This is a genomic window from Halopelagius fulvigenes, assembly GCF_055398025.1.
The window spans coordinates 263,375-288,518 of sequence record NZ_AP043846.1; the positions used below are offsets into that span (position 1 = coordinate 263,375).

Annotated in this window: 35 protein-coding genes and 3 tRNA genes; 25 read left to right on the forward strand and 13 right to left on the reverse strand. The window is 65.6% G+C overall.

Features of this window, described 5'->3' with window-relative positions:
- Positions 1-11 precede the first annotated feature (11 nt).
- Entirely contained in the window at positions 12-701 is a 690-nt protein-coding gene (udk, locus tag ACZ522_RS05625; protein WP_379694184.1) for a uridine kinase, read from the forward strand.
- A 97-nt stretch (positions 702-798) separates the two neighbouring features.
- Here udk and ACZ522_RS05630 read toward each other — a convergent pair whose 3' ends face one another.
- Together ACZ522_RS05630 and ACZ522_RS05635 are read right to left on the reverse strand one after the other, a co-directional pair.
- On the reverse strand, positions 799-1,104 hold the full coding sequence (locus tag ACZ522_RS05630) for a DUF5785 family protein (RefSeq protein ID WP_092533898.1): 306 nt from the start codon (positions 1,102-1,104) through the stop codon (positions 799-801).
- A gap of 176 nt (positions 1,105-1,280) precedes the next feature.
- A tRNA-Ser gene (locus ACZ522_RS05635) sits at positions 1,281-1,363 on the reverse strand.
- Positions 1,364-1,652: 289 nt separating this feature from the next.
- On the opposite strand from ACZ522_RS05635, the gene ACZ522_RS05640 reads away from it, so the two are divergent.
- Entirely contained in the window at positions 1,653-2,171 is a 519-nt protein-coding gene (locus ACZ522_RS05640; protein ID WP_379694181.1) for an Lrp/AsnC family transcriptional regulator, read from the forward strand.
- Between the two features lie 173 nt (positions 2,172-2,344).
- Positions 2,345-2,716 (forward strand): DUF7344 domain-containing protein, encoded by a 372-nt coding sequence (locus ACZ522_RS05645; RefSeq protein WP_379694178.1) that lies wholly within the window; start codon positions 2,345-2,347, stop codon positions 2,714-2,716.
- Between the two features lie 376 nt (positions 2,717-3,092).
- Here ACZ522_RS05645 and ACZ522_RS05650 read toward each other — a convergent pair whose 3' ends face one another.
- Together ACZ522_RS05650 and ACZ522_RS05655 are read right to left on the reverse strand one after the other, a co-directional pair.
- Complete coding sequence (locus tag ACZ522_RS05650; protein ID WP_379694176.1) at positions 3,093-4,181, reverse strand: YihY/virulence factor BrkB family protein; 1,089 nt, start codon at positions 4,179-4,181, stop codon at positions 3,093-3,095.
- A gap of 109 nt (positions 4,182-4,290) precedes the next feature.
- Positions 4,291-5,052, reverse strand: a complete 762-nt coding sequence (locus ACZ522_RS05655; protein WP_379694173.1) for a hypothetical protein — start codon at positions 5,050-5,052, stop codon at positions 4,291-4,293.
- A gap of 67 nt (positions 5,053-5,119) precedes the next feature.
- Here ACZ522_RS05655 and ACZ522_RS05660 point away from each other — a divergent pair, with 67 nt between their 5' ends.
- The 4 genes from ACZ522_RS05660 (at position 5,120) to ACZ522_RS05675 (ending at position 6,785) form a co-directional block, all read left to right on the forward strand.
- Positions 5,120-5,350 carry a hypothetical protein gene (locus ACZ522_RS05660; RefSeq protein WP_379694172.1) on the forward strand — a complete coding sequence of 77 codons (231 nt, stop codon included), beginning with the start codon at positions 5,120-5,122 and terminating at the stop codon, positions 5,348-5,350.
- An 82-nt stretch (positions 5,351-5,432) separates the two neighbouring features.
- Positions 5,433-5,708 (forward strand): HalOD1 output domain-containing protein, encoded by a 276-nt coding sequence (locus ACZ522_RS05665; protein WP_379694169.1) that lies wholly within the window; start codon positions 5,433-5,435, stop codon positions 5,706-5,708.
- Between the two features lie 142 nt (positions 5,709-5,850).
- Complete coding sequence (locus tag ACZ522_RS05670) at positions 5,851-6,264, forward strand: hypothetical protein (RefSeq protein WP_379694166.1); 414 nt, start codon at positions 5,851-5,853, stop codon at positions 6,262-6,264.
- A gap of 95 nt (positions 6,265-6,359) precedes the next feature.
- Positions 6,360-6,785, forward strand: coding sequence for a hypothetical protein (locus ACZ522_RS05675; RefSeq protein ID WP_379694164.1), 426 nt, complete (start codon positions 6,360-6,362; stop codon positions 6,783-6,785).
- 2 nt (positions 6,786-6,787) lie between these two features.
- Here the strand turns inward: ACZ522_RS05675 and ACZ522_RS05680 are convergent, their stop codons facing one another.
- From ACZ522_RS05680 to ACZ522_RS05695, 4 genes are all read right to left on the reverse strand, one after another.
- Entirely contained in the window at positions 6,788-7,384 is a 597-nt protein-coding gene (locus ACZ522_RS05680; RefSeq protein WP_379694575.1) for a uracil-DNA glycosylase, read from the reverse strand.
- Between the two features lie 229 nt (positions 7,385-7,613).
- On the reverse strand, positions 7,614-7,940 hold the full coding sequence (locus ACZ522_RS05685; protein WP_379694161.1) for a hypothetical protein: 327 nt from the start codon (positions 7,938-7,940) through the stop codon (positions 7,614-7,616).
- The gene (locus ACZ522_RS05690) at positions 7,937-8,983 is read right to left on the reverse strand and encodes an Mrp/NBP35 family ATP-binding protein (RefSeq protein ID WP_379694158.1); all 1,047 of its coding nucleotides are present in this window, start codon (positions 8,981-8,983) and stop codon (positions 7,937-7,939) included. The genes ACZ522_RS05685 and ACZ522_RS05690 overlap by 4 nt, the downstream gene beginning before the upstream one ends.
- A 121-nt stretch (positions 8,984-9,104) precedes the next feature.
- Positions 9,105-9,482, reverse strand: a complete 378-nt coding sequence (locus tag ACZ522_RS05695; protein WP_379694156.1) for a winged helix-turn-helix transcriptional regulator — start codon at positions 9,480-9,482, stop codon at positions 9,105-9,107.
- Positions 9,483-9,672: 190 nt separating this feature from the next.
- Between ACZ522_RS05695 and ACZ522_RS05700 the strand changes: the two genes are divergently transcribed.
- Together ACZ522_RS05700 and moaA are read left to right on the forward strand one after the other, a co-directional pair.
- Positions 9,673-10,080: a carboxymuconolactone decarboxylase family protein gene (locus ACZ522_RS05700; RefSeq protein WP_379694154.1), complete on the forward strand. Its 408-nt coding sequence runs from the start codon at positions 9,673-9,675 to the stop codon at positions 10,078-10,080.
- A 125-nt stretch (positions 10,081-10,205) separates the two neighbouring features.
- A complete protein-coding gene (gene moaA / locus ACZ522_RS05705; RefSeq protein WP_379694572.1) occupies positions 10,206-11,165 on the forward strand; it encodes a GTP 3',8-cyclase MoaA in 960 nt (319 codons plus the stop codon).
- 91 nt (positions 11,166-11,256) lie between these two features.
- Here the strand turns inward: moaA and ACZ522_RS05710 are convergent, their stop codons facing one another.
- The gene (locus ACZ522_RS05710; protein WP_379694151.1) at positions 11,257-11,481 is read right to left on the reverse strand and encodes a DUF7130 family rubredoxin-like protein; all 225 of its coding nucleotides are present in this window, start codon (positions 11,479-11,481) and stop codon (positions 11,257-11,259) included.
- A 107-nt stretch (positions 11,482-11,588) separates the two neighbouring features.
- Positions 11,589-12,002: a thioredoxin family protein gene (locus ACZ522_RS05715; protein WP_379694148.1), complete on the reverse strand. Its 414-nt coding sequence runs from the start codon at positions 12,000-12,002 to the stop codon at positions 11,589-11,591.
- A 251-nt stretch (positions 12,003-12,253) separates the two neighbouring features.
- Here ACZ522_RS05715 and ACZ522_RS05720 point away from each other — a divergent pair.
- From ACZ522_RS05720 to ACZ522_RS05790, 15 genes are all read left to right on the forward strand, one after another.
- Positions 12,254-12,339 (forward strand) — tRNA-Ser (locus ACZ522_RS05720).
- A gap of 20 nt (positions 12,340-12,359) precedes the next feature.
- Positions 12,360-12,881, forward strand: coding sequence for a 30S ribosomal protein S13 (locus ACZ522_RS05725; protein WP_379694145.1), 522 nt, complete (start codon positions 12,360-12,362; stop codon positions 12,879-12,881).
- Positions 12,881-13,408 carry a 30S ribosomal protein S4 gene (locus ACZ522_RS05730; protein WP_379694142.1) on the forward strand — a complete coding sequence of 176 codons (528 nt, stop codon included), beginning with the start codon at positions 12,881-12,883 and terminating at the stop codon, positions 13,406-13,408. The genes ACZ522_RS05725 and ACZ522_RS05730 overlap by 1 nt, the downstream gene beginning before the upstream one ends.
- A 3-nt stretch (positions 13,409-13,411) precedes the next feature.
- On the forward strand, positions 13,412-13,807 hold the full coding sequence (locus ACZ522_RS05735) for a 30S ribosomal protein S11 (RefSeq protein WP_379694139.1): 396 nt from the start codon (positions 13,412-13,414) through the stop codon (positions 13,805-13,807).
- Between the two features lie 8 nt (positions 13,808-13,815).
- Positions 13,816-14,598, forward strand: coding sequence for a DNA-directed RNA polymerase subunit D (locus ACZ522_RS05740; RefSeq protein ID WP_379694136.1), 783 nt, complete (start codon positions 13,816-13,818; stop codon positions 14,596-14,598).
- Positions 14,599-14,788: 190 nt separating this feature from the next.
- Positions 14,789-14,873 (forward strand) — tRNA-Leu (locus ACZ522_RS05745).
- Positions 14,874-14,900: 27 nt separating this feature from the next.
- Positions 14,901-15,251: a 50S ribosomal protein L18e gene (locus tag ACZ522_RS05750; RefSeq protein WP_092533837.1), complete on the forward strand. Its 351-nt coding sequence runs from the start codon at positions 14,901-14,903 to the stop codon at positions 15,249-15,251.
- Positions 15,248-15,685, forward strand: a complete 438-nt coding sequence (locus ACZ522_RS05755) for a 50S ribosomal protein L13 (protein WP_379694134.1) — start codon at positions 15,248-15,250, stop codon at positions 15,683-15,685. Before ACZ522_RS05750 ends, ACZ522_RS05755 begins: the two co-directional genes overlap by 4 nt.
- Positions 15,679-16,077: a 30S ribosomal protein S9 gene (locus tag ACZ522_RS05760; RefSeq protein ID WP_379694131.1), complete on the forward strand. Its 399-nt coding sequence runs from the start codon at positions 15,679-15,681 to the stop codon at positions 16,075-16,077. Before ACZ522_RS05755 ends, ACZ522_RS05760 begins: the two co-directional genes overlap by 7 nt.
- A gap of 12 nt (positions 16,078-16,089) precedes the next feature.
- A complete protein-coding gene (locus ACZ522_RS05765) occupies positions 16,090-16,284 on the forward strand; it encodes a DNA-directed RNA polymerase subunit N (RefSeq protein WP_379694128.1) in 195 nt (64 codons plus the stop codon).
- Positions 16,284-16,460, forward strand: a complete 177-nt coding sequence (locus ACZ522_RS05770) for a DNA-directed RNA polymerase subunit K (RefSeq protein WP_092533825.1) — start codon at positions 16,284-16,286, stop codon at positions 16,458-16,460. The genes ACZ522_RS05765 and ACZ522_RS05770 overlap by 1 nt, the downstream gene beginning before the upstream one ends.
- A gap of 1 nt (position 16,461) precedes the next feature.
- A complete protein-coding gene (gene eno / locus ACZ522_RS05775) occupies positions 16,462-17,667 on the forward strand; it encodes a phosphopyruvate hydratase (RefSeq protein ID WP_379694124.1) in 1,206 nt (401 codons plus the stop codon).
- Positions 17,664-18,482, forward strand: a complete 819-nt coding sequence (rpsB, locus tag ACZ522_RS05780) for a 30S ribosomal protein S2 (protein ID WP_379694121.1) — start codon at positions 17,664-17,666, stop codon at positions 18,480-18,482. Before eno ends, rpsB begins: the two co-directional genes overlap by 4 nt.
- Positions 18,483-18,591: 109 nt before the next feature.
- Positions 18,592-19,749: an MBL fold metallo-hydrolase gene (locus ACZ522_RS05785; RefSeq protein ID WP_379694118.1), complete on the forward strand. Its 1,158-nt coding sequence runs from the start codon at positions 18,592-18,594 to the stop codon at positions 19,747-19,749.
- 96 nt (positions 19,750-19,845) lie between these two features.
- Positions 19,846-20,829: a zinc-dependent metalloprotease gene (locus ACZ522_RS05790; protein ID WP_379694117.1), complete on the forward strand. Its 984-nt coding sequence runs from the start codon at positions 19,846-19,848 to the stop codon at positions 20,827-20,829.
- 35 nt (positions 20,830-20,864) lie between these two features.
- Here ACZ522_RS05790 and ACZ522_RS05795 read toward each other — a convergent pair whose 3' ends face one another.
- From ACZ522_RS05795 to ACZ522_RS05805, 3 genes are all read right to left on the reverse strand, one after another.
- Positions 20,865-21,104 carry a hypothetical protein gene (locus ACZ522_RS05795; RefSeq protein WP_379694116.1) on the reverse strand — a complete coding sequence of 80 codons (240 nt, stop codon included), beginning with the start codon at positions 21,102-21,104 and terminating at the stop codon, positions 20,865-20,867.
- A gap of 161 nt (positions 21,105-21,265) precedes the next feature.
- Positions 21,266-21,613: a hypothetical protein gene (locus ACZ522_RS05800; RefSeq protein ID WP_379694113.1), complete on the reverse strand. Its 348-nt coding sequence runs from the start codon at positions 21,611-21,613 to the stop codon at positions 21,266-21,268.
- Positions 21,614-21,702: 89 nt separating this feature from the next.
- On the reverse strand, positions 21,703-22,266 hold the full coding sequence (locus ACZ522_RS05805) for a hypothetical protein (protein ID WP_379694111.1): 564 nt from the start codon (positions 22,264-22,266) through the stop codon (positions 21,703-21,705).
- Between the two features lie 118 nt (positions 22,267-22,384).
- Between ACZ522_RS05805 and ACZ522_RS05810 the strand changes: the two genes are divergently transcribed.
- Positions 22,385-25,114: an AAA domain-containing protein gene (locus ACZ522_RS05810; protein ID WP_379694108.1), complete on the forward strand. Its 2,730-nt coding sequence runs from the start codon at positions 22,385-22,387 to the stop codon at positions 25,112-25,114.
- Positions 25,115-25,144 lie beyond the last annotated feature (30 nt).

The window sequence follows — 25,144 nt, forward strand, 5'->3', positions numbered from 1 at the left end:
GTTCTCCACCGATGACCATCCCCTCGTTCGTCATCGGTATCGCCGGCGGGACCGGTGCGGGGAAGACGACGGTGGCGCGACTCATCACCGAGAACGTCGGTGAGTCGGTCACGCGAATTCCGCTCGACAACTACTACGAGGACCAGAGCCACCTCGACGTCCGAGAACGCGAGTCGGTCAACTACGACCACCCCTCGGCGTTCGAGTGGGAACTGCTCCGCGAGCAGTTATCGACGCTCCTCGAAGGCAGAGCGATAGAGATGCCGCAGTACGACTTCGAGATACACAACCGGAGAGACGAGACGGTTCGGGTCGAACCGACGGACGTCGTCATCCTCGAAGGCATCCTCGCGCTCTACGACGAGGAGATAAACGAGATGCTCGACCTCCGCCTGTACGTCGAGACGGACGCCGACGTCCGCATCCTCCGGCGCATCCAACGCGACGTCATCGACAGGGGCCGCGATCTGGAGGGCGTCATCGACCAGTACCTCTCGACGGTCAAACCGATGCACGAACAGTTCATCGAACCCTCGAAGAAGCACGCCGACCTCATCATCCCCGAGGGGGCAAACAGCGTCGCCGTCAACCTCCTAGAGGAGAAGGTGCAGGCCGAAGTCGGCGGCGACGCTCCCCGCAACTGGGAGCGCACGTCGCCCGAGAGGGAGATTGCGGACCGCGTCTCCCTCGACGAAGAGTGAGCGTCCGTACCGCAGACGCGGCGCGAGCGTCGTCCGCCGACACCCGTCGCTCACGGCGGTTCGGCGACGCAGTCGAGGGTCGCGCGCCCGTCGCGCTTCAGACGAACGCCTCGGAACCCTCGTAGAACCAGTACCCCTCGCGTCGCATCGCGCGGCCCAGCGCCTGATGGAACTCCACGAAGTCGTCGAACTCCTCCTCCTCGACGTGGTCGAAGATTTCGCGCATCGGGACGACTCGTTCGTAGTCGATGCGAATGGGGTCGTCGCCGTACTCGGCGACGAACTCGTCACGCGAGAGGGGGAAGTCCTCCTCTTCGTCTATCTTCTTCGCGATTATCGCGTGGCCGAACTTCCGCATTCCCTCTGACCCCGCTTCGCCGTCCGGGTCGTGTGGCCAGTCCATACCTCCCTGTTGGAAGGCCAACTCAAAGCCGTTACGCATCTGCGGGAGAGTGTCACGCGAAGCGCGGCCCTCTCGGACCGCGTCGCTCCCTGCGTCGAATCCAGTCGTACAAGCAGTCAGACGCTCACGGGGAGGCGAGCACACGAGGTGATCGCTGGATAGTTCGCGTTAGAATGCGGTGGGACTGGGATTTGAACCCAGGAGGCCGAAGGCCACCTGCTTTCAAGGCAGGCGCGTTAGTCCACTCCGCCATCCCACCGGGTTGATATGTTCGCACCTCGGCACTGTCATGCGATTTCGCGGCTTCAAACCACGACACCGGTGACGACCGCTCGGACCATCGAGGCACGATTGGACGGCCTCGAAAGTCGAGGAATCGCCACCGTCGAGGTGTGTACTCATGTCTAAGCCCGAAAAAGTTGAAGGTGTCGTTCTCATCCCCGACGCGGGAGTACCCCGACGAGCGAGTGAGGTACCGGATCGAGCGGAGAATCCGCCGCTGAACCGACGATACGGCCTGATACGGTTTACGGCGAGGCTCTATTAGCGTGGCAGTCGATGACTCCGGCATGGTCGAACTTGACAACGTGGATAGGGGTATCCTGCACGAACTCCAACTCGACGCCCGGAATCGGACGGCCCAGGAGATCGCCGACAAGGTGGACGTCTCCGCCAGCACCGTTCGGAATCGAATCAACGAACTCGAATCCGACGGAATCATCGAAGGCTACCACCCGAAAATCGACTACGAGAAGGCGAATCTCCCCCTTCAGATACTCTTCGTCTGCTCGGCACCGCCGACGGACCGGTCGGAGATGGTCGAACAGGTACTCAACATCCGGGGCGTCGTGGACGTTCGAGAGACGTTGACCGGCCGGCGGAACCTGTTCGTCGAAGCCGTCGGAGTCAACACGTCTGACACCGTCCGCATGACCGACGCGATGCACGAAATCGGACTCTCGATAGAGAGTTCGGAACTCCTCCGTCAGCGACGAGTACAACCGTTCAACCACTTCTTCTTCACCGACCCCTACGACGACGGGCAGGGCGACGACGAGGGCGAGTGAACACCCACCCCCGATCCGCCCCTGTGGAAAGCGCCTCTTCGAGGTTCGAAAATGCGAGTCGCCGCACAGAAGACTGTGGTAAACCTGATCTGAGCACCACGGACTGCTATTTTAGCAACATTCAATATATACGCAGAATAACAGTTATCCGGACGAGGGCACTCCGGTTAGACGTGACTACTGAGCTCTCAGACAGGGACCTATCGGAGTTCGATGCGGGCGGCGACCATCAGGACGAACTCTTCGACGTCCTGTCCAACCCGCGACGCCGGTTCGTGCTCGATAACCTACTGACCGTCGAGATGCCGGTACCCGTCGAAACGTTGGCGACGGAACTCGTCGAGTGGGAGGCTTCCCTCACCGACCTCGACCGTCGGGGTGGCGAGAGGGACGCCGTCGAAATCTCCCTCGTGCACAACCACCTCCCGAAGATGGCCGATTCGGAGTTCGTCGAGTACGACGCCGAGGATCGAACTGTGACGCTCGGGGACCGAACGGACGAGCTTCGGGCGCACCTCCGGCCGACGGTACCGGGCGGTGAGTGACCGTGAAGGCCATCTCCAAGTGGGTGGACTCGGTCGGCGGATGGTTCGGAGGCCCCGGGGAACGAGCGACCCCGGGAAGTACCCCGGAAGCACCGCAAGAGGAGTCAGCGGTATCGTTGTTTCGCTGTCCGGACTGCGAGTCGGTGTACGTCGCCATCGACAAAGACACCTGCTCAACGTGCGAGACGCGCGTCGAGGAAGTTCCATAAGCGGTGTCTGAAACGGTGATATCGGACGTCTTTTCTTTCGAGCCGTACTGACCGGGTTCGTTCTGCGGATATCGCACGACGGAAATCCGATCGGGATAGGTGGTCCCCGATACCTCTCTTCGAGGCCCTCCTCCCCCGTCTTCGGTCGGACTGTCACGGCGACTTCCTCAGTCGTCCGCGGGCGCGGGCGTCCGTTCCCGGTCCGACCCGTCGGCCGGGCTCCGCCAACGGAACGCGACGGACCACTCCTCGTCGTCGCCGTCGCGCTTGGACTGCTCTATCAGCTTCACTTCGCCGCGCGGGCGGGGGCGTCGCTCGTCGTCCTCGCCGCCGATTGTCGGCCGCATCTCCTCGTAGTGGCCGGTCACGTCCTCCCGGAGTTCGGTGAGGTACCGGGCGAACTCGTCGGGGTCGAGCTCCTCCTCGCGCCGCGTTCGGTACCCGGACGCACCCGTGCCGACGCCGCCGGCGCGCCCCGACGACTGCCCGGTGAGCACGGAGTTTATCACCGCGCCGAGGAGCAGGACCATCCCCGAGAAGTACAGCCACGTGACGACGACGATGACGCCGCCGAAGAAGCCCTCCGACCCGCCGCCTTTGAACGAGAGGTACACCTGAAACAGCGCCTGCAGCGCCGCCCATCCGACCGCCGCGAACGCCGCGCCGGGGAGGGCTTCCTTCCACCCGAGGTTCGCGTCGGGGAAGCGGACGTACATCGGGAGGAACGCGATGAGCAGTCCGCCGACGAGCACTAACGGTGTCAGGACGCCGATGTACGGAATCTGATCCGAGAGCCAGGCGAAGGCGATGCTCGCTCCCGCCGTCGCCACGATGGCGACGAGGAGGGCCACGAGGACGACGAGTCCGTCCTTCAGTTGGTCCACGATGGAGTTCTGCCCCTCGGTCTCGTAAATCTCCGAGAAGGCGGTGTCGAGGCCGCGGAATATCTTCAGCGTCCCCCACACGAGCACGACCAGCCCGATGGCCGACGCGCCGGCGGCGCTCGACCCGCCGCTGAACACGCTGGTGATGACGTCCGCGATGGGACCCGGAAGCGATGTCTGTGCGAGCGTGACGAGTCGCTCCTCCAGACCGCCGCCGAACGTCGAGACTATCAGGAGCAAGAGGAGCAACATCGGGACGAGCGAGACGAACGCGTTGTAGGCGATGCCCGCCGCCATGAACGTCACGTTCTTGTTCGAGAAGTCCGACGCGATGTGTTTCCCCGTCCGTTTTGCGCCGCCGAAGCTGACCATACGGGACGTTCGGAAGGAACGCGGAAAGTCGATGTGGCCCCCGAACGGACGCGTTAGTCGGCCTAGAGGACCGACGGACGCGTCCCGGACTCGGCGGCGCGCGCCCGACTCACTCCGCGACGAGCGTCGGGGCGCCGTCCTCCTCGACGACGCGGAGGCCGCGTTCGACGACGAACTCCGCGGTGTGGGCGGGGACGATGCGACTCGCCTGCCACCGGGCGCGGACCATCGGGACGACCGACAGGAGGTCCTCGCCGCGTTCGACCGACGGTTGCATCTCCATGAACCCCGCGTCCAAGCCGGCGTCGTTCGCGCGGGCGACCAACGTCTCCAGTTCGGGCGTCCGGAACGCCTCGGCGTAGTCCACGGGTTCGGAGAACCCCGCGTAGTACGTCCGACCGCGCGGCGACGGACCGAGGACGACCGAGTTGCTCCGCAGTTTCATCGCCGCGGAGTCGACGGTCGAACGGAAGAGGAACGGGGCGGTGCCGCGGACGATGGCGACGGACTGAACGCCCTCCTCGCGGAGGAGGTGCGTCGCCGTGTTGCCCGCGCGCGCTGAGAAGGAGGACCCGACCTGCACCTCGTACCGGACGGCGGTCGGGTCTTCGAGCGCGTCGGCGGCGAGCGCTCGAACCTCCGCCTCGGCGTCGGAGTCGCCCGTCCCCGCGTGTGCCTCGGGCAGGAGGTCCTCGGGGCGGTAGTTCACCAGCAGGTCGCCGCCGGAGCGTTCGACGGCGCTCATCGTGTCCTTCAGCAACGCGGCGTAGAGTTCGGCGGCCTCGGCCTCGGTCAGCGGACTCGTCTCTGCGAGTTCCGGCAGGACGAGGCCCGGCCGCGGGGGGTCCGCGAGAACGGCGACGACTGTCATACCCGCCCCTCGGTGTGGCGCGCCCTTCAAGCCGCCGCTTCAAGTCTCCCCGGGGCCAAGGCACCGTATGTCCAACCGCGACGCGACATCCGGCGGGGTCGCCCTGCGACTCGTCGCCGTCGTCTCCGTGGCGGCCGTCGCCGTCCTCGGCGTCGGGGCCGTCGCCACGCTACTCCTCGGCGCGCCCGACAGTTCGACGCTGGCCGTCGCCGCCGCCGTCCTCGGGGGCGTCTGTGCGCTCGGACTGTACGCGACCCGAAAGGCCCGACGCACGGAGACGCCGTACTGGCGGTCGTAGCACGAACGGTGCCGTAGAAGGCTCATCTCATCTGCCGAGAAGAATTTGGCGGTGGAGCGATGAACCCTAGGGAAGACGCAGCATGGACGACCACCCCGAACGCCGACGGTACTACCCCGAGAACGAGGATATCTCGCTCAGCGAGGCCGTACTCGAAGCCGTCCAAGCGCACGAGAACGCGTCGTTTCAGGACGACGAGTTCCCCCTCTACGACCACATCCACCCCGACGCCATCGACATGCTGTTCAAAGATACGTCCGGCGTCGACGTGAGCGTCCGGATTCACCTCACGAACGTCACCGTGAGCCTCTGGAGCGACGGCGGAGTCGACATCCGCGTCACCGACAGCGTGGACTGAGAGCCGCGACGGTTCCGTCGCCCTAGACTTCGAGCGGTCGGTCATCCACCGGGAGAGCACGCACTCCGGAAGAGGTAGGCGACGAAGACAGTAGACTTCGGGGGCAACCAGCCTCTTGCGTCTTACGGACGAACCGTGAGTCATGTTCGGCGCGTACACGATAGGGAAGAAAGCGGTGAAGTTCGGCTACAAACGGTACGGCATCCCCGGGGCGGTGGCGTCGGGCGGGGCGGCACTCGCCGGGTACGTGGCCGTGCGACGGGCGTTGAAGTCCTCCACGAACTCGAAGGACGAGAACGTCGCGTCGGCCATCGACGCGGGGAAGATAAAGAGCGCGGTGGACGAGAGGGGCCTCGGTGCGGTGACCGACAAGGAGACGCTCAACACCGCCATAGACGAGGAGAAGTTGAACACCCCCGTCGATATGGACGAGGTCCAATCGTCGGCGGCGGAGGAGTCCGACGAGATGACCGACTCTCCGGACGAAACGACCGATTCGTCCGGTGGAACGACCGATTCGACCGACGAGATGGGCGACGAGAAGTCGGCGGAGTGAGCCTCGTCCCCGACTGATTTTCGACCGCAGTCACCGACCTACCGCGGCGCGGGCTTACAGAAGGGATTTACCGATGCTTCGCTGAACGAGCGGAAATGCCCCATCACGCCGTCCGAAACGCCCTCCCGATACTCGTGGGAACGACGCTCGTCGCAGTAGGTGCGTACCTCCGGTGGTTGGGAACGAACCCCGCGCTTCCGCCCGACGCCGAGATCCCGACGGTACACTACCCCGGTATGGGTACCGGAATCGAAAGTTGGGACTTCGTCGTACTCGGCGCGACGAGTCTCGCCCTCTTCGCACTCGCTTTCCGCCCGCGAACGCGGTTGCAGTCCGCCATCACGTTTCTTTCGGGAGGTACGGCGATGTTTCTCTGCGCGTTCTACCTGCGGACGTTCTCTCCCCTCGTCGGGTTCGACGCCACGTTCGTCCCCGCAGTCGGATGGTACCTGACGGTCCTCGGAGGGATTCTCTTGACCGGCACCGGCGGACTCCGCCTCCGCAATCGAATGCGGAACTGACGTTACCGACCGCGGCGACCCTTCGTCTGCCGGTAGTCCCGCGAGAAGACGTTCTCCACGAGGTGTTCGACGAACTCGTCGGTCTGGTCGTCGGTCTGTCTGTCGAGTCCGACCATCGGCACGAGTTCGAAGCCCCGGCCCCGGATGGTCGTCGCGTGTTCCTCGTCGACGTCGAAACTGTCGGGGCGGCGCGTCGTGTAGTCGATGGCAAGCGCTTCGAGGGCGCGTTGCCCGACGGGGACGATAATCTCGGGGTTTATCATCCGCACCTCGGCGTTGAGGTACGGTTCGCACGTCCGTATCTCCTCGTCGGTCGGCGGGCGTTCCGGGTGCCGACACCGCGTCAGGTACGTCAGAAAGACGTTCTGGAGGTCGGGTTCATCGGCGTCCGGCGGGGAACGCGAGAAGCCCAACTCCCCGAGGACTCCTTGGAGCCTCTCGCCCTCCGCGTCGCCGGTGAAGGGTATTCCCGTGCGGTCCGCCCCCTCGCTCGGGTGTTCCCCGACGAAGAGGAACTCCGCGCCCACGTCGCCGTACCCGTGGGCGATAGACGTCCGAGTCTCGCAGAGTTCCGGGCAGTTCGTGCACTCGGCGTCCATGTTGAACGGATTTTCGAGCGTGTCCTGTTCTGCGTCCACGTTCGGCCCTGGGGCGCGACGGGGAAAAGCGTCCCTCTCCGGGCCGCCCGGCGCGGCATGCGCGTCGGCAGTGCGTAGTGAATGTGAAATCCGGCGGTTCAGTCCCGAAACGATACAATTTCGGTCGGAGAATCGCTACGGAGCATCCGAGGGCGTCGGACGAGCGGTGAAAGTGAAGCGGGGGGAGGCGTCAGTCCTTCCGGAGGCCGCCCTGCTCTTTGATGTCCATGATGTGACGGACGTTGAGGTAAATCTCCTCGGGCGAGGTGTCCTCGTCGGGGTCGTACAGGTCGCTGACGCGGTAGAGGATGGCCGCCACCTGCTTGCTCTCGGAGGTGTCGCCGTACACGTCGTCGGCCACCTCGCGGAGGACGGCGCGCCGTTCCGCGTCCGGTTCGAACTCGGCGTCGGAGTCGGGGGCCATCTCCCAGTCGGGTTCCTCCTCGGCGACTTCCTCGGGGAGGGCGTCATCCGCCTCCGGATGCTCGCCCTCCTCGGAGTCGTGCGTTCCGCTCATCGTCTCGTGGCCTCGCGCCGGCGGACGACGCCGGCCATGTCCGCGACGTTCTCGGTCATCCGCCGGAAGGCGTCCGCGGTGTCGCTGTCGTCGTCTAAGACGACGGGTTCGCCGCCGTCGCCGCCGGTTCGCACCGCCGGGTCCAACGGAAGCGATCCGAGGAACGGCATCTGGTTCTCCGCGGCGAACGCCTCGCCGCCGCCCGTCCCGAAGATGTCGTGTTCGCCCCCGCAGTCCGGGCAGACGAACGTGGACATGTTCTCGACGATGCCGAGGACGTTGGTGTCGTGTTTGCCGAACATGCGGAGTCCCTTGCGGGCGTCGTCCACGGCCACGTCCTGCGGCGTCGTGACGATGACCGCGCCCGTAAGCGGGAGGGTCTGGAGGATGGTCAACTGCGTGTCGCCCGTCCCCGGCGGTAAGTCCAGCACCATGTAGTCGAGTTCGCCCCACTCCACGTCCTCGACGAGTTGGGTCAGAATCTTGTGGACCATCGGGCCGCGCCAGATGACCGGGTCGTCCTCGCCGACGAGGAAGGCCATCGACATGAGTTTCACGCCGTACCGCTCCGGGGGGATGATGCTCTCGGATTCGGTGGCCTGCGGCGCCTCGTCGGCGGCGACCATCCGGGGGACGTTCGGCCCGTACACGTCGGCGTCGAACAGGCCGACCCTCGCGCCCAACTGCGAGAGTCCGGCCGCGAGGTTGACGGCGACGGTGGACTTGCCGACGCCGCCCTTGCCGGAGGCGACGGCGATGACGTTCTTCACGCCCGGCAACACTGTCTCGTCCGCCGAGAGGTCGGACGGGACGGCGGCGGTGAGTTCCACGTCGAGACCGGTGTCTGCGAGCGCCTCACGAACGTCCGCGGCGATTTCGCTCTCGGTCGGCGAGTACGGCGCGCCGAGGGCGAGCGAGATGCGGGCGACGCCCGCCTCCTCGTCCACCTCGACGGCGTTGACGAGTCCGAGCGAGACGATATCGTCGCCGAGGTCCGGGTCCTCGACGCCCCTGAGACGGTCGCGTACCGCTTCGTCGTCCATGGTTCTACGTCCGGGTGAAATCCCGATAAGGGTTTTGAAGGGGGAGGGTCAGACACTCCGCTCTCAGTCCAGCCACCACGAGGAACCGCTGTCGAACGAGACGACGGGAGGGGACCTGCTCTCAGTACTCCCACTCGTACTGTTCCACCCAGAGGCTCAAACACCTGAACGTCGGCCTGAGGGCGATCGCGCTCTCGGTCGCGCTATACTCCACCCGCGGCGGAATTTCGTCGTACGACCGACGGTTCAAAAGACCCGCGGCCGTTAACTCCCGAAGTCTGTCTGTCAGCGTTGTCGGTGGGACGGTGAGATGCTCGCGTAGCTCCGTAAACCGCCACGGCCCGGGATCAACTGCGAAGAAATGAAGAATCGCTATCATATGTGCCCTCCCGAGGAACTCGAAAAAATCGGCCTTCGCATCGACATCGACCTCCGGCGCCGGTAACTCCTCGAATAGCGTTCCGAAGAACTCAGCTCGTTCGGCCTCGGTACGTTCCATGTCGTGGCTACGGTGAGGATAGCTAATACAGATGTCGGTGCGAAGAAGGGAGTAACACCGAACGTTCGGCCTTGATTCCCCGTTTCGGTCTCGACACCATATCTACACAGCGCTCGTTTGTTCAGCCGACGATGGAGTGTACGACCAGTGGAACGACGGGCGTGACCGTCAATCAGCGGACCGATAGACTATGAAACCCAGTTCAAACACGGACTCGGAACGATACGAGCGCGGGTGGCGGAAACTTCAGGAAATCGACGGGAAGGCGGGCGAACGGGTCATCGAGAGTCTCGACGAAATCGCTCCGGACTTAGGGCGGTACACGATCGAGTTCCCGTTCGGGGACGTCTACTCGCGATCCAGCCTCGACCTCCGATCGCGCGAAATCGCGACGGTGGCTTCCCTGACGACGCTCGGAAACGCCCAGGATCAACTCAGGGTCCACATCCACGGGGCACTGAACGTCGGATGCACGCGCGAGGAGATCATCGAAGTTATCATCCAGATGGCAGTGTACGCGGGATTCCCTGCGGCACTCAACGGAATGAATGCTGCAAAGGAAGTATTCGAAGAACGGGACGAAGAAGGTACTGAGTGAGTCTGCGGTACAACTCGCACGACTGCCGGGTGGTCGCCGAATCGGGGACGTTCGTAACCGGTCGCAGTTACGTCCGCACCCCGAGCGACGGCGAACTTATCAACGACGCCGGCCAGACTCCGCATATGCTCGTGGACGACTTCGGACGAGAGGTTACGGGCGTCCGCATCTCCCTCACCGACCGGTGTAACTTCGACTGCGTCTACTGCCACAACGAGGGACTGGGGGACACGCGGGGACCGATGGAACCGAGCGACGACGAGATGGGGACCGACGACGTGGTGCGCTTCCTCGAAGTCGCCGAGGAGTTCGACGTCGAGAAGGTGAAGTTCACCGGCGGGGAACCGATGCTCCGACAGGACCTCGAAGAGATCATCGAACGCACCCCCGACTCGATGGAGACGTCGCTGACGACGAACGGGACGTTCCTCCCCGGCCGCGCGGAATCGTTGAAGGAAGCGGGCCTCTCGCGGGTGAACGTCTCCCAAGACGCCTTAGACCCCGACGCGTTCGCGGAGATAACCAAATCGGGCGCGTACGAGAAGGTCATCGAAGGGGTGGAGGCGGCACTCGACGCCGGTCTGGACCCGGTGAAACTGAACATGGTCGTCTTCGAACACACCGCCGGCTACGTCGAGGGGATGGTGGACCACGTCGCCGAGAACCCCGGCCTCCAACTGCAACTCATCGAGTACATGCCCGAACTGACGGGCAAGCCGGAGTGGAACATCGACATCGGACGCGTCCACGACTGGTTGGAGGAGAAGGCCGACAGGGTGGAACGGCGGGAGATGCACCACCGACGCCGCTACTACGTGGGAGAAGGGATGGTCGAGATCGTAGACCCCGTGGGCAACGCCGACTTCTGCGCGAACTGCCACCGCGTGCGCGTCACCCACGAGGGCTACCTCAAGGGCTGTCTGAACCGAAACGACGACCTGCGGCCGATGGGCGAGATGACGAAGCCCGAAGTTAGAGACGCGTTCCGCGAAGTCGTATCGAACCGCGTCCCCTACTACGGCGAGTACCTCGTCGAGGACGAGGAGGACGGGTGGGTCGTAAACGAGGAGTACATCGGGGCCTGATGCGTCTCTCCGTCCCCGTTGTCGGTAGGCAGTAGCGCAGCATCTCCGGTCGAAGCCGTCCGTGAAAATTACGGCGAGTGCGGGGCGAGGTTCAATCCTCCACCCAGTAGAACAGTTCCTCCTTCGCGGTGTCACACCCCGGACACCGTTCCGGGAGGGCGTCTCGGATTCTCCCCATCTCACCGCACTCGCCGCACCGCCACATGGCGTTACTCCGCGCTTCGATGTCCTGTACGTCGCCTATCGGGACCTCGGTCTCGTCCTTGTTGCCGTCCGTCAGGTTGTCCAGATAGGACTGGTCGTTCTCGTAGCTCATCACGTTCGAACTACGGTGTGTGGTGTGTTAAAACATAACATTGGTGGGGGTGACGAATCTGGCGTTTCGGTTCGCACGTCACGCGAACGAAGAAACCGTCGTTCCGACTACCGTCGCTCCGACCGACCGTCCTCGACGTCGCCGGGCCGGGCCCCGTGGTCCGCCGACGTCCCTTCGTCGATGAAGTCCACGATGGCCTGCGCGCCCTGGAACCCCTCCGCGAGTCGCCCGACTTCCTCGCCGTCCTCGAACAGAACCAGCGTCGGGACGCTCCGAATGGAGAATCGCTCCACCAGCGACAGGTCCTCGCGCGGGTTGCACAACGAGACGACTACCTCCTTCGCGCGCGCGACGTTCCCCAAGACGGGTTCGATGCTCTGACAGAGCGTACAGCCCTTCGTGTAGAAGTCCACGAGGACGAGTTCGTGCTCCGAAACGAGGGCGTCGAGTTCAGCTTCGCTCTCGACGTGGACGGGCTTCGTCGGCGTCTCGGCGTTCGAGGGGGCGGTGTCCGTGCTCATCGCCTTATATACGCCCGCGAAGGGTAAAGCGGTTCTGCGGTCCGTCGAACCCGGCGCACGCCCGCGTCGAGGTAGCGCGGCGCACGGGGACGAGAGGCGGGAACGCCGTCGCCGCGGCGGGTCCGTCGCCCGGTGCCACCCCCGGCGGGGTATCGTGATGCTTAAGTAATCACCACGTTTTGTTTCGACTGCGATAGATACACTGTAGGGGCGGACGCCCCGAGTCCGTACGGGCGAAAGTGAATGACCGTGTTGCGGTAGCCAAGCATGGCCCAAGGCGCTGGGTTGCTAACTCAGTGGCGTTAATGCCTCCGGGGTTCGAATCCCCGCCGCAACGCTCATCGCGACTTTCCAGTCATGAGTGCAGAAGAACCACAGGACGACGCTCCCGACGAGGAGGAAAACCTCCGATACTTCGTCCGAATAGGTCAGACGGACCTTGACGGAACGAAATCGGTAGAGCGGAGTCTGACAGACATGAAGGGTATCGGCAAGCGCACGGCGCGTATCATTGTCGACGCCGCGGGTGTGGACCGAACGGCGACCTTCGGTCTTCTCGACGAAGAGGAAATCGACTCGGTCGTCGATGCCGTCGAGAACTACGATAACCACGCCCCCGAGTGGATGGTCAACCGCCGCGAAGACTTCTACAGCGGAGAGACCAGCCACGAAACCGGGTCGGACCTCGAACAGGCACGCCGCCACGACATCAACCGCATGAAGATGATAAGCTCCTACAGGGGCGTCCGTCACAAGCGCGGACAGAAGGTTCGCGGACAGCGAACGAAGTCCACCGGACGTTCCGAGGGGACCATCGGCGTCAACGTCGAGGCTATCAAAGAAGAACAGGCAGAGGAAGCAGCGGGTGACGAGGAATAATGGCGACTGGTAACAACACCAAGTTCTACGAGACGCCGAACCATCCGTGGCAGGGCGAGCGTATCGCTCAGGAGTCCGACCTTCTGGGCCGCTACGGCCTGAAGAACAAAGAGGAACTCTGGCGCGCGCAGTCCGAACTGCGCGACTACCGCCGCGAGGCGCGACGCCTCATCGGCGACGCGCAGGGTGACTTAGACGTCGCGGAGGAGGAGGGCGAGGACTTCCTCGACCGCCTCCGCCGCCTCGGCATCCTCTCGGAGGACGACAACATCAACCGCGTCCTGCGACTGGACGTGACCGACATCCTCGAACGCCGCCTCCAGACCGTCGCGTACCGCAAGGGCCTCGCGCAGACGCCCCAGCAGGCGCGGCAGTTCATCACCCACGGCCACGTGGTCGTCGGCGACGCCCGCGTCACCGCGCCCTCGAAGAAGGTCGAGGCCGTCGAAGAGGACCGAGTGGCGTTCGACGAGACGAGTCCGCTCTCGGACGACCTTCACCCCGCACGCGCGGAGGGACAGGAGTAACACATGAGCGAATCTGAGAACACCCAAGACAAGTGGGGTATCGCCCACGTCCACGCATCGTTCAACAACACGCTCATCACCATCACCGACCAGACGGGCGCGGAGACGATCGCGAAGTCGTCCGGCGGTACCGTGGTGAAGCAGAACCGAGACGAGGCGTCTCCGTACGCCGCGATGCAGATGGCCGAGACGGTGGCCGAGGAAGTCAAAGCCGCCGGCATCGAGGGTCTCCACGTTCGCGTGCGCGGCCCCGGCGGCAACGGTAACAAGAGCCCCGGCCCCGGCGCGCAGGCGACGATTCGCGCGCTGGCCCGCGCCGGACTCGAAATCGGGCGCATCGAGGACGTGACGCCCATCCCGCACGACGGGACCCGAGCGCCGAAAAACAGCCGACTCTAAGATAATCCATGGCAAACGACTTCGAGGTCGAGTTCATCGAACGCGACGAGCGAGCGGCCCGCTTCCTCGTTCGGGGTCTCACCCCGGCGGTCGCGAACGGCATCCGCCGAGCAATGATCGCGGACGTGCCGACGTTCAGCGTCGACACCGTCCGGTTCGTCGAGAACTCGTCGGTGATGTTCGACGAGATGATCGGGCTTCGACTCGGCCTTGTTCCGCTCACGACCCCCCTCGACGACTTCGAGGAGGGTGACACCGTGACGCTGTCCCTCGACGTCGAGGGACCCGCCACGGCGTACTCCGGGGACATCCGGTCCGCGGACCCGATGGTGCAACCCGCGGACGACAACATCCCCATCATCGAACTGAAGGAGGGCCAACGCCTCGAGTTCGAGGCCGACGCGGTCCTCGGACGCGGCAAGGAACACGCCAAGCACCAGGGCGGAGTCGCCGTCGGCTACCGACACCTCCAACGCGTGGAGGTCGTCGGCGACGCCGGCGAGTTCGAAGAACAGGAACCGAACATCCTCCGTGGCGTCATCGAGGAGCAGGCGGCCGAACACGCCGCAGACGACACCGCCGCGAACGGTGACCTCGTGGCCACGGACGAGTTCGACAACGACCTCACGAAGCGGTACCCCGGCAAGGACGTCGAGGTGCACGACGTAGACGGCGCGTTCGTCTTCCACGTGGAGACGGACGGGTCGTTCACGGTCGAGGAACTCGTCCGCCGCGCCGCCGAGAGTCTCGGCGCGCGCGCGGCCGAACTCGAAGAAAAGGTCGCAATCTAAGTATCGATGACTGTCCCTTCACCAACCCGACGCTCGTTCGCCGCACGCAACCCGGCGACATCGCCGAACGGAGTTCGGCGGGCCGCCAGACGCAGTCCGGCGAGAGCGTCGTCTCCCGCGAACGAAACGGGCGGACTCACAAGCCAGACCGAAAGGGGTTTGAAGGGGCACGCAGTAAATCGGAGTGCGAGCAGGGATAGCCAAGTCTGGCCAACGGCGCAGCGTTCAGGGCGCTGTCTCGTAGGAGTCCGCAGGTTCAAATCCTGCTCCCTGCACTCCATTTTCTCGAAAGGAGGTAGACAATGAGTAAGACCAACCCGAGACTCAACAGTCTCATCGCCGAGCTGAAGGCGGTCTCTCGTGAGTCCGGCGCCAACGTGTGGCAGGACGTCGCGGACCGTCTAGAAAAGCCCCGGCGCACCCACGCGGAGGTCAACCTTGGGCGCATCGAACGGTACGCCAAGGAAGACGAGACCGTCGTCGTTCCCGGCAAAGTGCTGGGTAGCGGTGTGCTGGAGAAGAACGTCACCGTCGCCGCGGTGGACTTCTCTTCGTCCGCGCGCAAGAAGATCGAACAGGTCGGAGACGCCGTGGCACTGGAACAGATCGCAGAGAACAATCCCGAAGGATCCAACGTGCGGGTGATTCGATGAACCTTGCCGAATTCGACGCCGACGTCGTCGTCGACGCCCGGAACTGTATCGTCGGTCGCGTCGCCAGCGAGGTCGCACAACGCGCGCTCGCGGGCGAGAAAGTGGCCGTCGTCAACGCGGAGGACGCCGTCATCACGGGGTCGGAAGACGACGTGATGGACGTCTACCGCAAGCGCGTCGAAGTCGGGTCGGACCGAGGGCCGTACTACCCGAAGCGTCCGGACCGCATCTTCAAGCGCGCCATCCGCGGCATGCTCCCGTACAAGACGACTCGCGGACGCGAGGCGTTCGAGAACGTGCGCGTCTACGTGGACAACCCGTTCGACGAGGACGGCGACGTCCTCGACGACACCTCGCTGGACCGCCTCTCGAACATCAAGTTCATCTCGCTCGGAGAGATCTCCGAGAAACTGGGTGCTAACGTCACATGGTAACGAACACGTCCGGTAAGAAGAAGACCGCCATCGCCCGCGCCACCGTGCGCGAGGGCGAGGGGCGCGTCCGAATCAACTCCCAACCCGTCGAGCTCGTCGAGCCGGAGATGGCCCGCCTGAAGATGCTGGAACCGTTCCGCATCGCCGGCGAGGACCTCCGCTCGCAGGTCGACATCGACGTCAGCATCTCCGGCGGCGGTTTCGCCGGACAGGCTGACGCCGCTCGTACGGCCATCGCGCGAGGGCTGGTGCAGCATCTCAACGACGCGGAGCTCCGCGACGCCTACATGGAGTTCGACCGGTCGCTCCTCGTCAACGACGTCCGGCAGTCCGAACCCAAAAAGTGGGGCGGACCGGGCGCTCGCGCTCGCTACCAGAAATCCTACCGCTGAGGTGATCTACCCATGATGATACCTGTCCGGTGTTTCACCTGTGGAAGCGTCGTGGGCGAACACTGGGAGGAGTTCAAAGCTCGCGCCCGCGAGGGCGACGAAGACCCGGCCGAGGTCCTCGACGAACTGGGCGTCGAGCGGCACTGCTGCCGCCGCATGCTCGTCTCGCACAAGGACCTCGTCGACGTCGTCGCACCGTACCAATAATGCAACAGCGCTACAATCGGTACGAGAAGGCACGCATCCTCGGCGCGCGAGCGCTGCAGGTGTCGTACGGGGCGCCGGTCCTCATCGAGACGGACCAGAGCGAACCCATCCTCATCGCGGCCGAGGAGTACGACGCTGGCGTCCTTCCGTTCACGGTACAACGAGAGGGTAAGTGATATGACACTAATCTCCAACGTTTCGCTCCGACGCGTCCTCGACTCGCGCGGTAACCCGACGGTCGAGGCCGACGTGCTCACCGAATCCGGCGGCTTCGGCCGCGCGGCAGCGCCGAGCGGCGCGAGCACGGGCGAGTACGAAGCGATAGAACTGCAGCCCTCGGAGGCCATCGCATCGGCGCGGCGTCACGCGATTCCGCGCCTCGTCGGCGAGGTTCACGCGGGCAACCAACGAGAGGTGGACGCCGCACTCCGCGCCGCCGACGGCACGGACAACTTCTCCGAAATCGGCGCGAACAGCGCCGTCGCCATCTCGATGGCGGCCGCGAAGGCCGGCGCGGACGTGCTCGGTGCGCCGTTGTACCAGCACCTCGGCGGCACCTTCCGCGGCGAGAACTTCCCGATTCCGCTCGGGAACATCGTCGGCGGCGGCGAACACGCCAAGGAGGCGACCAACATCCAGGAGTTCCTCGCCGCGCCGGTCGGCGCGCCGAGCGTCTCCGAGGCCGTCTTCGCCAACGCGGCGGTCCACGCCCGCGCGTCCGAGATCCTGGACGAACGTGGCACGCCCGCGGCGAAGGGCGACGAAGGCGCGTGGGCCCCGCCCATCTCGGACGCCGAGGCGTTCGAGGTGATGGACGAGGCGGTGTCCGACGTCGCAGACGAACTCGGCTTCGAGATTCGCTTCGGCCTCGACGTGGCCGCGGCGGAACTGTACGACGAGGACGAGGACGGCTACGTCTACGGCGACGAGGTCAAATCGACCGACGAGCAGATCGAGTACGTCGCCGACCTGGTGGACGAGTACGAACTCGTCTACGTCGAGGACCCCCTCGACGAGAACGACTACGAAGGGTTCGCGGAACTCACCGACCGCGTCGGTGACCGCACCCTCATCTGCGGCGACGACTTGTTCGTCACGAACGTCGAACGGTTGCAGGACGGCATCGACGCCGACGCCGCGAACTCCATCCTCATCAAGCCGAACCAGATCGGGACGCTCTCGGACGCGTTCGACGCCATCGAACTCGCGAACCGGAACGGCTACGAGACGATCATCTCGCACCGCTCCGGCGAAACCGAGGACACGACCATCGCACACCTCGCCGTTGCAACCGACGCCGCGTTCATCAAGACCGGTACGGTGCAGGGCGAGCGAACCGCCAAGCTCAACGAACTCATCCGCATCGCGGACGACGCAGTATGACAGACAACGATAACGAAGCGGTCGAAGTCGTCGACGAGGACGCTCCGGAGGCCGAAGAAGCGGCCGCCGAGGAGTCCGACGCGACCGAGACCGAAGCCGAGACGACGGAAGAAGTCGCCGAGGCCGCCGAGGACGAGGCCGCCGCCGACGAGGGCGCGGCCGAGGACGAGGCCGCCGAGGCCGAAGAAGAGGAGGCCGAACCGGTCTTCGACGAGGACGTCATGCCGGACGAGGAGGCGGACCTCCTCATCCCGGTCGAGGACTACCTCGGTGCCGGTGTCCACATCGGTACCCAACAGAAGACCAAGGACATGGAGCGGTTCATCCACCGCGTCCGTGACGACGGTCTGTACGTCCTCGACGTGAGTCAGACCGACTCGCGCATCCGGACGGCCGCGAACTTCCTGTCGGGGTACGACCCCGAGCAGATTCTGGTCACCAGTTCGCGCCAGTACGGCCGGTTCCCGGCCAAGAAGTTCGCCGACGCCGTCGGCGCGCGCGCCCGCACGGGTCGCTTCATCCCGGGGACGCTGACGAACCCCGACTACGCCGGCTACATCGAACCCGACGTGGTCGTCGTCACCGACCCCATCGGCGACGCGCAGGCGGTCAAGGAGGCCATCACGGTCGGCATCCCGGTCATCGCGATGTGCGACTCGAACAACCAGACGAGCAACGTCGACCTCGTCGTTCCGACGAACAACAAGGGTCGACGGGCGCTGTCGGTCGTCTACTGGCTCTTGGCCAACGAGACGCTCGACCGCCGCGGTTCCGAACCGACCTACGCCCTCGAAGACTTCGAGGCCGAGGTCTAACCCCGCCGGCAGTTTCGTTTCTCCATTTCTCGCGTCCGTCAGCGGTCGCGCTACCTGATGCTCGCGGACGGCAAGAACGGTTATGCGACTCGTTCGCCTACGTCGGCGTATGTGCGCCCTCCACCAGACGACAGTCGAGGAACTGGCCGATTCGGTCGATTCGGGGGAGTCGGTCACCGTCGTCGACACGCGCCCGCCCGACAGTTTCGAGGCGTGGCACGTCGGCGGCGCGGTGAACGTCCCGTACAGTCCGACGGACGGACTCGGCGACGAGTGGGACTGGGACCGCGTGGACGAACGACTCGGCGACGGACCGGTCGTCGCCATCTGCGGGAAGGGTATCTCCTCCACCGCCTTCGGCCTCGAACTGGGGAAGCGCGGCCGGGAGGACGTGAGCGTCGTCAAAGGCGGCATGCAGGAGTGGAGCAAGCTGTACGAGGTGGTCGAAGTCGAAACCGACAGCGACGACCTGTTTCTCGCGCAGGTGCAACGGCGCGCGAAGGGGTGTCTCGGCTACGTCGTCGGGTCGCGTTCGGCGGGCGAGGCGGTGGTCGTGGACGCGACGCGTCAGCACCACGAGTTCGAACTCGTCGCCGCCGACGAGGGGATGCGCGTGACCGGCGTCTTCGACACGCACGTCCACGCCGACCACATCTCCGGCGGCCCGGAACTGGCCGAGAGACTGGGCGTCCCGTACCACCTCGGCGAACGCGCCGCCGAACGCGAGGTGGAGTACGACTACCGACCGCTCTCGGACGGGGAGACGTTCTCCGTCGGCGACGTGGAAATCGAGGTGCTGGCCGCCCCCGGTCACACGACGGAGATGGTGAACTACCTCGTGGACGGCGAGTACCTGCTCTCGGGCGACACCCTGTTCGTCGAGTCCGTCGGCCGGACGGAACTGCAGTTCGGCGACGACGACGCATCGACGGGTGCGGAACTCCTCTATGAGACGCTCCACGAGACGATTCTGGAACTCCCCGGGGAGACGCGCGTCCTCCCCGGCCACGTCACCGTGGCCGAAGACGGCGAGTACGCCGCCGCCTCGCCCGGCGAACTCGTCTCGGCGACGCTGGACGAACTGCGGGAGGAACTGGACCTGTTGAGCCTCGACGAGGAGGAGTTCGTGGACCGACTCACCGACGACACGCCGGAGAAGCCCGCGAACTACGAGACGGTCATCGCCGTCAACACCGGCCGCGAGACGCCCGACAACGAGGAGTCGGCGACGGAACTCGAAACCGGACCGAACAACTGCGCGGCCTGAGGCGGCCTCGAATCACGGTCCGCGCGAACAACCTTCGTCGGCGCACACCCGCCCATCGGAACAAGCGTTTTGTCCCCGCACCCCCCACGGATTCACATGAATATCTTCCGTAGCGTCCGCGCGGTCGCGGGCGCGGAAGGCGACGGCGACGGCACTGGGAGCATCGACTGGGCCGCCGTGGCCGACGCGGCGAAGAACGCAACCGACCCCGGCCCCTTGGAGTTGGCCGCGAAGGAACGCGAGGGCTACGCGACGGACGTGCGCGACGCCCGGCGACGCCTCCGAGAGGTCGGCGAAGTGGAGTTCGAGGTGCCGGCGACGATAGAGGTGCAGAACCGCCACCACTGGATAGACGCGAACATCCGCACGTTCGAACGCGTGATGCGTCCCGTCGAGATGCGCGGGCAGGTCCCCCTCCCGGGTCTCACCCGCGTCGTCAACACCGGGACGATGGCGTTCATGCTCTCTTTCCTCGGGAAGAACGTCCTCGGGCAGTACGACCCGTTGCTGTTGGCCGAACCGCCGGCCGAGGGGGAGGAGGCGGAGCACGGCCTCTACTTCGTCCACCCGAACATCGTCCGCGTCGCAGAGATGCTCGACGTGGACTACCCCCGGTTCCGCCGGTGGATAGCGTTCCACGAGGTGTCGCACGCCGCCGAGTTTGGCGCCGCGCCGTGGCTTTCGGACCACCTCGAACGCCGGATGGAGGACGGGCTTGAGGGCCTCGCCGAGGGACAGTTCGACCGCGAGGCGTTCAAGGACCTCGACACCGCGATGACGGCGGTGGAAGGGTACGCGGAACTGCTGATGGACCGCGCCTTCGACGACGACTACGAGGACCTGCGCGAGAAGTTAGACGAGAAGCGAAAGAGCGGCGGCCCCGTCGGCATCCTCGTGCGCCGCCTCCTCGGGTTGGGCCTCAAGCGCCGACAGTACGAACGCGGCGCGGCGTTCTTCGAGGCCGTCGCCGACGAACGCGGCGTCGCCGCCGCCTCCGCCGTCTGGGAGGGCCCGGAGAACCTCCCGACGGACGAAGAACTCGACAGCCCGTGGATGTGGATATCGCGCGTGGACCCCTGAGCGGAGGAGACACCCGGAGGAACCGGGCGGCACGTTCAGCGCGGCGGGCGGCGGTTCACGTCGGGTTTGAACTCCCGAAGCCAGCGCATGAGAAACCACAGCAGGGAGAGGCCGGCGACCAGACCGCCGACGAACCCCGCCGCAACGAAGGTGAGGCCGCCGCCCGACTGGAAGGCGACGAGTGCGCCGGAGGCAGCGACGAGGAGGACGAACCCCGCCCGCAGGAGTCGGTTGGCCTCGTCGCGTTCCTCGTCCGTCATGCTCGGTCCGACCATCCGTCAGCCTCCGACCCCGTCTGCGCGTTCGGCGGCGGCGGCATCGGACGCAGTCCGATGAACCGTCGAGGGTTCCTCGGCGGCGTCGTCGGTCCCTTCGGTCATACGAATCTCCAACGAAGCGGAGGGATTTGAAAGCGCTGTTCGCCGTCGGGGGCGCCCTACGTCGGCGTCTCGCCGTCGGAGTCGCGCCGGAAGATCAAAAGACCGTACCCCGCGAAGAGGAGGCCGACGACGACCCAGACAGCCGCCCACGCGTCATCCACTCGGAGATATCGGACGAAACTGAATGCGGCGGTTACTCCGCCGGCGAGGAAGGGATACGTCCACGAACGGACGAATCCCTCCACGAACGCTCCGACGGTGAACAGTGCGAGTATCGAGACGACGAACGCCGTTTCGAGCGCCGTCGGCGGGTTCCCGCGGACGAGAGCGTGGTACGCGTAAATGAAGAGGACGCACAACGCGAAGAGCAGGTCGCCGCCGTCCGGTCGTTGGAACTCCACCACGCGCACACTACCCCGCATCGGACGATAAAACGCCCTTTCCTGTCGATTTACGTACCACCTCGGACCGAAGAGAACGGAGTCCGGCGGGTCTACTGGAACCCGCGGCCGACGCCGTCTTCCGCCACCAAGTCGTCTAAGTCCTTCGTCAGCAACTCGTCGGCGTCGGCGAACTCGTCGGTCAACCCGTCTAAGGCGTCGGGTCGGCCGTCGAACTCGTACTCCATCGGGCCAAACGCCGGACTCTCCAAAGCGTCCATCACGTCCTCGAAGAAGTCGTCCGGCGTCGTCGGGGCCTCGGCGTGGACTCTGACCGTCTCTTCGAGTCGCTTGGCCATCTCGGAGGCGTGTTCCTCGTCCTCGGGGCCGTTCCGGACGGCGAACAGGCCGGGCACGTCGTCGTCGCGTTCGCGCCTCGGGAGCAACGGTTCGATGTCCTCGTCGATGCGCCGGGCGACGCGTCTGCCGACGCCGCGAACCTCGTAGGGGTTCTTCGTGTACGTCTTCAGTTCGTAGACGCCGACGTCGGGGTGTCCGAGGAAGAGGTCCTCGCCGACTCCGCGGCGGCGGTCGCCGGCGACGGCCCGCCACCCGTCCGGGTCGGCGTCCGACTCCACGACATCTTCGAGGATGTCCTGCCAGTCCCTGACGCGCATGTTCGTCGTTCCGGTGCGAGAGAGAAAGAGCGTGACGGTCCCCGCCGACCGCGGCGGGAGGGTGCGAAGGGTTCCCGCGACCGACAGCGTTTTTCGCGCCCACGCGCACCGTTCTGTCGTGAACGTCCGCGGCCGCATCGTCGAGGTAGGCGAAGAGCGAGAAGTGGAGACGTCGTACGGACCGCGCTCTCTCGCCGAGTTGTCGGTGGTCCGAACCGACGGCGACGTACGGAGAGACGCGGCCGCGGACACGGAGGAACGCGACGGCGCGGACCCGGTTCGGGTGACGCTCTGGGGGAAGTGGACCCAGAGCGCCGAACTCGCCGAACCGGGGATGGACGTGTTGGTGACCGAAGCCGAGGAGTCGGAGTTCCGCGGCGAGACGACGTACGGCACCTCCAAGGAGTCGTACGTCGTCCTCGAACCGGGCTTTCTGGTGGACGTGACGAACATCCGGTCGTGGGTGCAGTGCCCGCGGATGTACTACCTGAACAAGCTGTCGGGCATCCCGCTGAACTACCCGGTGGTGAAGGGGACCATCGTCCACGAGGTGTTCGGCGACTTGCTCCGCCGCGCGGACGCCGAGGAGGCCCTCGACGAGGGCGTCTTGGAGGAGTCCATCGAGGAACGCGTCCGCGAGGCGGGCCTCCAACTCGGCCTGTTGGGCTACGACGCCGAGGAGGTGCGCGACGAGGTGCGGCGCAACGCCGCCGCCATCCAAGGGTGGTTGTCGCAGGGGACGCTGACGGAGACGGACGAGTGGCGTTCGGAGTACACGCTCATCTCGCCGACGTTCGGCGTCAAGGGCCGCGCCGACGCCCTCCGCCGCGGGATGCCGGTCGAACTGAAGACCGGCAAGAACACGAACCGCGAACCGCGCTTTCAGGACAAGATTCAGGCCGCGGCGTACGCCCTCATGCTCGACGAACGCGGCGTCTCCGCGGACACGGGCACCCTCCTGTACACAAAGAACACCGCCCTCGAACGCAACGAGGAGACGGGCGACCTCTCGCCCGCAAAGGAGTTCTCCATCGGGAAGGGACTGCTCGATTTCGTCGTCCGCACGCGCAACCAAATCGCGGCCATGGAGTTCGATACGTCCGTTCCGACGGGGTTCGAGGCCGACTCGAAGTGCGAGTACTGCTTCGAGAAGGACACCTGCATGGTCGTCTCGGGCCGCCTCGACCAGGAGTCGAAGGCGGGCAAGATAGGCGAACCGCTCCCCGAGGCGGAACGCGAGTACTTCGACCGACTCTACCGCGCCGTCGAGGAGGAACGCCGCGAGACGCACCGGGAGTACCGGAAACTGTGGGAGCAGACGGCCGAGGAACGCGCCGACGACGACAGGGCACTCATCGGGTTGGAACCCCTCGACCGGACCGAAATCGAGGGCGGGCGGTGGCGACTCCGCGCCCGGAAGTCGGACGACGCGGTGTCGAAACTCCGCGAGGGCGACGTCGCACTCGCCAGCGACGGCGACCCGGTGTCCGGCCACGCGGAACTCGTCCGCATCGAACGACTCGACGACGAGGTGGTCGTCACCGCCGACGAACCGGTGACGCTCCGCCGCCTCGACGTCTACCCCTCGGAACTCTCCGTCGACCGGATGCTCACCGCCGTCCACGACGCCCTCCTGAAGGGCGACCCGGGCCGCAAGGACGTGCTGTTCGGCCGGCGCGACCCCGAGTTCTCGACTCGGAGCGAGGAGACGTACATCGACAACAACGGCGCGCAGAACGAGGCGGTGAAACTCGCGGTGGACGCCGACGACTTCGCCCTCGTCCACGGGCCGCCGGGGACGGGCAAGACGTACACCATCGCCCAGATAATCCGCGCCCTCGTCGCCGACGGCAACCGCGTCCTCCTCTCCGCGTTCACCAACCGCGCGGTGGACAACGCCCTCGAAGCCCTCCGCGACCAAGGGTTCGGGGCCGACGAAATCGTCCGCGTCGGCACCGAGAACGGCATCCGCGAGGACATGCTCGACGTGCGCCTCGAACGCTCGGGCGACCCGAACGAACGCGCGGCCGCCCTCCGCGACGCCCCCGTCGTCGCGGCGACGACGGCCACCTGCGGGTCGCGCGTCGTCCGCGAACAGGCGTTCGACGTGGCACTCGTGGACGAGGCGTCGCAACTCACCGAACCGGGGACGCTCGCGGCCGTGAATCTCGCAGAGAAGTTCGTCCTCGTCGGCGACCACGAGCAACTCCCGCCGGTCGTCCGCGCCGAGAACGACCTGCAGACCTCCCTGTTCGAACGTCTCGTCACCGACCACCCCGAGGCGTCGGTGATGCTCGACCGACAGTACCGCATGTCCCAGCGGATTCAGGCGTTCTCCTCGGCGGAGTTCTACGACGGCGAACTCCGCCCCGCGACGGGCGAGGTGGCCGCCCAGCGATTAGGCGACCTGCCGGGCGTCGACGAGGGTACCCTGCCGCCGGAACTGCGTGACCCCGTCTCGTTCGTGGACCCCGGGGGCCGCCGCGTCGGCAACACGAACCCGACGGAGGCGGACCGAATCGCGGAGTTGGTCGAGGCGTACGAGGCGGCCGGCGTCGACTCCGACGACATCGGCGTCATCGCGCCGTTCCGCGCGCAGGTGGCCGAGATATCCCGCCGGACGGACGTGACCGTCGACACCGTCGACCGGTTCCAAGGCTCCTCAAAGGAGGTCGTACTCGTCTCGTTCGTCGCAAGCGGGTCCTTGGACGGCCCCATCTTCGACGACCACCGGCGCATCAACGTCGCCCTCACGCGGGCGAAGAAGGCGCTGACGCTCGTCGGCGACGCCGACGCCCTCGCCTCGGACCCCTTCTACCGCCGGATGCTCGATTGGGCGAGGCGGTAGGCCGCCCCGGCGGCGCGAACCGGCAGCGCA

What these genes read in the sequence shown, in the direction of transcription:
- udk (WP_379694184.1), top strand. Translation starts at nt 12, where the DNA reads ATGACCATCCCCTCGTTCGTCATCGGTATCGCCGGCGGGACCGGTGCG.
- eno (WP_379694124.1), top strand. Translation starts at nt 16,462, where the DNA reads ATGACACTAATCTCCAACGTTTCGCTCCGACGCGTCCTCGACTCGCGC.
- ACZ522_RS05650 (WP_379694176.1), bottom strand. Translation starts at nt 4,181, where the DNA reads ATGGTCAGCTTCGGCGGCGCAAAACGGACGGGGAAACACATCGCGTCG.
- ACZ522_RS05725 (WP_379694145.1), top strand. Translation starts at nt 12,360, where the DNA reads ATGAGTGCAGAAGAACCACAGGACGACGCTCCCGACGAGGAGGAAAAC.
- ACZ522_RS05680 (WP_379694575.1), bottom strand. Translation starts at nt 7,384, where the DNA reads ATGGACGCCGAGTGCACGAACTGCCCGGAACTCTGCGAGACTCGGACG.
- ACZ522_RS05755 (WP_379694134.1), top strand. Translation starts at nt 15,248, where the DNA reads ATGAACCTTGCCGAATTCGACGCCGACGTCGTCGTCGACGCCCGGAAC.
- ACZ522_RS05785 (WP_379694118.1), top strand. Translation starts at nt 18,592, where the DNA reads ATGTGCGCCCTCCACCAGACGACAGTCGAGGAACTGGCCGATTCGGTC.
- ACZ522_RS05735 (WP_379694139.1), top strand. Translation starts at nt 13,412, where the DNA reads ATGAGCGAATCTGAGAACACCCAAGACAAGTGGGGTATCGCCCACGTC.
- ACZ522_RS05660 (WP_379694172.1), top strand. Translation starts at nt 5,120, where the DNA reads ATGTCCAACCGCGACGCGACATCCGGCGGGGTCGCCCTGCGACTCGTC.
- ACZ522_RS05790 (WP_379694117.1), top strand. Translation starts at nt 19,846, where the DNA reads ATGAATATCTTCCGTAGCGTCCGCGCGGTCGCGGGCGCGGAAGGCGAC.
- ACZ522_RS05670 (WP_379694166.1), top strand. Translation starts at nt 5,851, where the DNA reads ATGTTCGGCGCGTACACGATAGGGAAGAAAGCGGTGAAGTTCGGCTAC.
- ACZ522_RS05765 (WP_379694128.1), top strand. Translation starts at nt 16,090, where the DNA reads ATGATGATACCTGTCCGGTGTTTCACCTGTGGAAGCGTCGTGGGCGAA.
- ACZ522_RS05795 (WP_379694116.1), bottom strand. Translation starts at nt 21,104, where the DNA reads ATGGTCGGACCGAGCATGACGGACGAGGAACGCGACGAGGCCAACCGA.
- ACZ522_RS05710 (WP_379694151.1), bottom strand. Translation starts at nt 11,481, where the DNA reads ATGAGCTACGAGAACGACCAGTCCTATCTGGACAACCTGACGGACGGC.
- ACZ522_RS05665 (WP_379694169.1), top strand. Translation starts at nt 5,433, where the DNA reads ATGGACGACCACCCCGAACGCCGACGGTACTACCCCGAGAACGAGGAT.
- ACZ522_RS05700 (WP_379694154.1), top strand. Translation starts at nt 9,673, where the DNA reads ATGAAACCCAGTTCAAACACGGACTCGGAACGATACGAGCGCGGGTGG.
- ACZ522_RS05770 (WP_092533825.1), top strand. Translation starts at nt 16,284, where the DNA reads ATGCAACAGCGCTACAATCGGTACGAGAAGGCACGCATCCTCGGCGCG.
- ACZ522_RS05760 (WP_379694131.1), top strand. Translation starts at nt 15,679, where the DNA reads ATGGTAACGAACACGTCCGGTAAGAAGAAGACCGCCATCGCCCGCGCC.
- ACZ522_RS05655 (WP_379694173.1), bottom strand. Translation starts at nt 5,052, where the DNA reads ATGACAGTCGTCGCCGTTCTCGCGGACCCCCCGCGGCCGGGCCTCGTC.
- ACZ522_RS05740 (WP_379694136.1), top strand. Translation starts at nt 13,816, where the DNA reads ATGGCAAACGACTTCGAGGTCGAGTTCATCGAACGCGACGAGCGAGCG.
- ACZ522_RS05715 (WP_379694148.1), bottom strand. Translation starts at nt 12,002, where the DNA reads ATGAGCACGGACACCGCCCCCTCGAACGCCGAGACGCCGACGAAGCCC.
- ACZ522_RS05630 (WP_092533898.1), bottom strand. Translation starts at nt 1,104, where the DNA reads ATGGACTGGCCACACGACCCGGACGGCGAAGCGGGGTCAGAGGGAATG.
- ACZ522_RS05685 (WP_379694161.1), bottom strand. Translation starts at nt 7,940, where the DNA reads ATGAGCGGAACGCACGACTCCGAGGAGGGCGAGCATCCGGAGGCGGAT.
- ACZ522_RS05805 (WP_379694111.1), bottom strand. Translation starts at nt 22,266, where the DNA reads ATGCGCGTCAGGGACTGGCAGGACATCCTCGAAGATGTCGTGGAGTCG.
- moaA (WP_379694572.1), top strand. Translation starts at nt 10,206, where the DNA reads ATGCTCGTGGACGACTTCGGACGAGAGGTTACGGGCGTCCGCATCTCC.
- ACZ522_RS05695 (WP_379694156.1), bottom strand. Translation starts at nt 9,482, where the DNA reads ATGGAACGTACCGAGGCCGAACGAGCTGAGTTCTTCGGAACGCTATTC.
- ACZ522_RS05750 (WP_092533837.1), top strand. Translation starts at nt 14,901, where the DNA reads ATGAGTAAGACCAACCCGAGACTCAACAGTCTCATCGCCGAGCTGAAG.
- ACZ522_RS05675 (WP_379694164.1), top strand. Translation starts at nt 6,360, where the DNA reads ATGCCCCATCACGCCGTCCGAAACGCCCTCCCGATACTCGTGGGAACG.
- ACZ522_RS05730 (WP_379694142.1), top strand. Translation starts at nt 12,881, where the DNA reads ATGGCGACTGGTAACAACACCAAGTTCTACGAGACGCCGAACCATCCG.
- ACZ522_RS05690 (WP_379694158.1), bottom strand. Translation starts at nt 8,983, where the DNA reads ATGGACGACGAAGCGGTACGCGACCGTCTCAGGGGCGTCGAGGACCCG.
- rpsB (WP_379694121.1), top strand. Translation starts at nt 17,664, where the DNA reads ATGACAGACAACGATAACGAAGCGGTCGAAGTCGTCGACGAGGACGCT.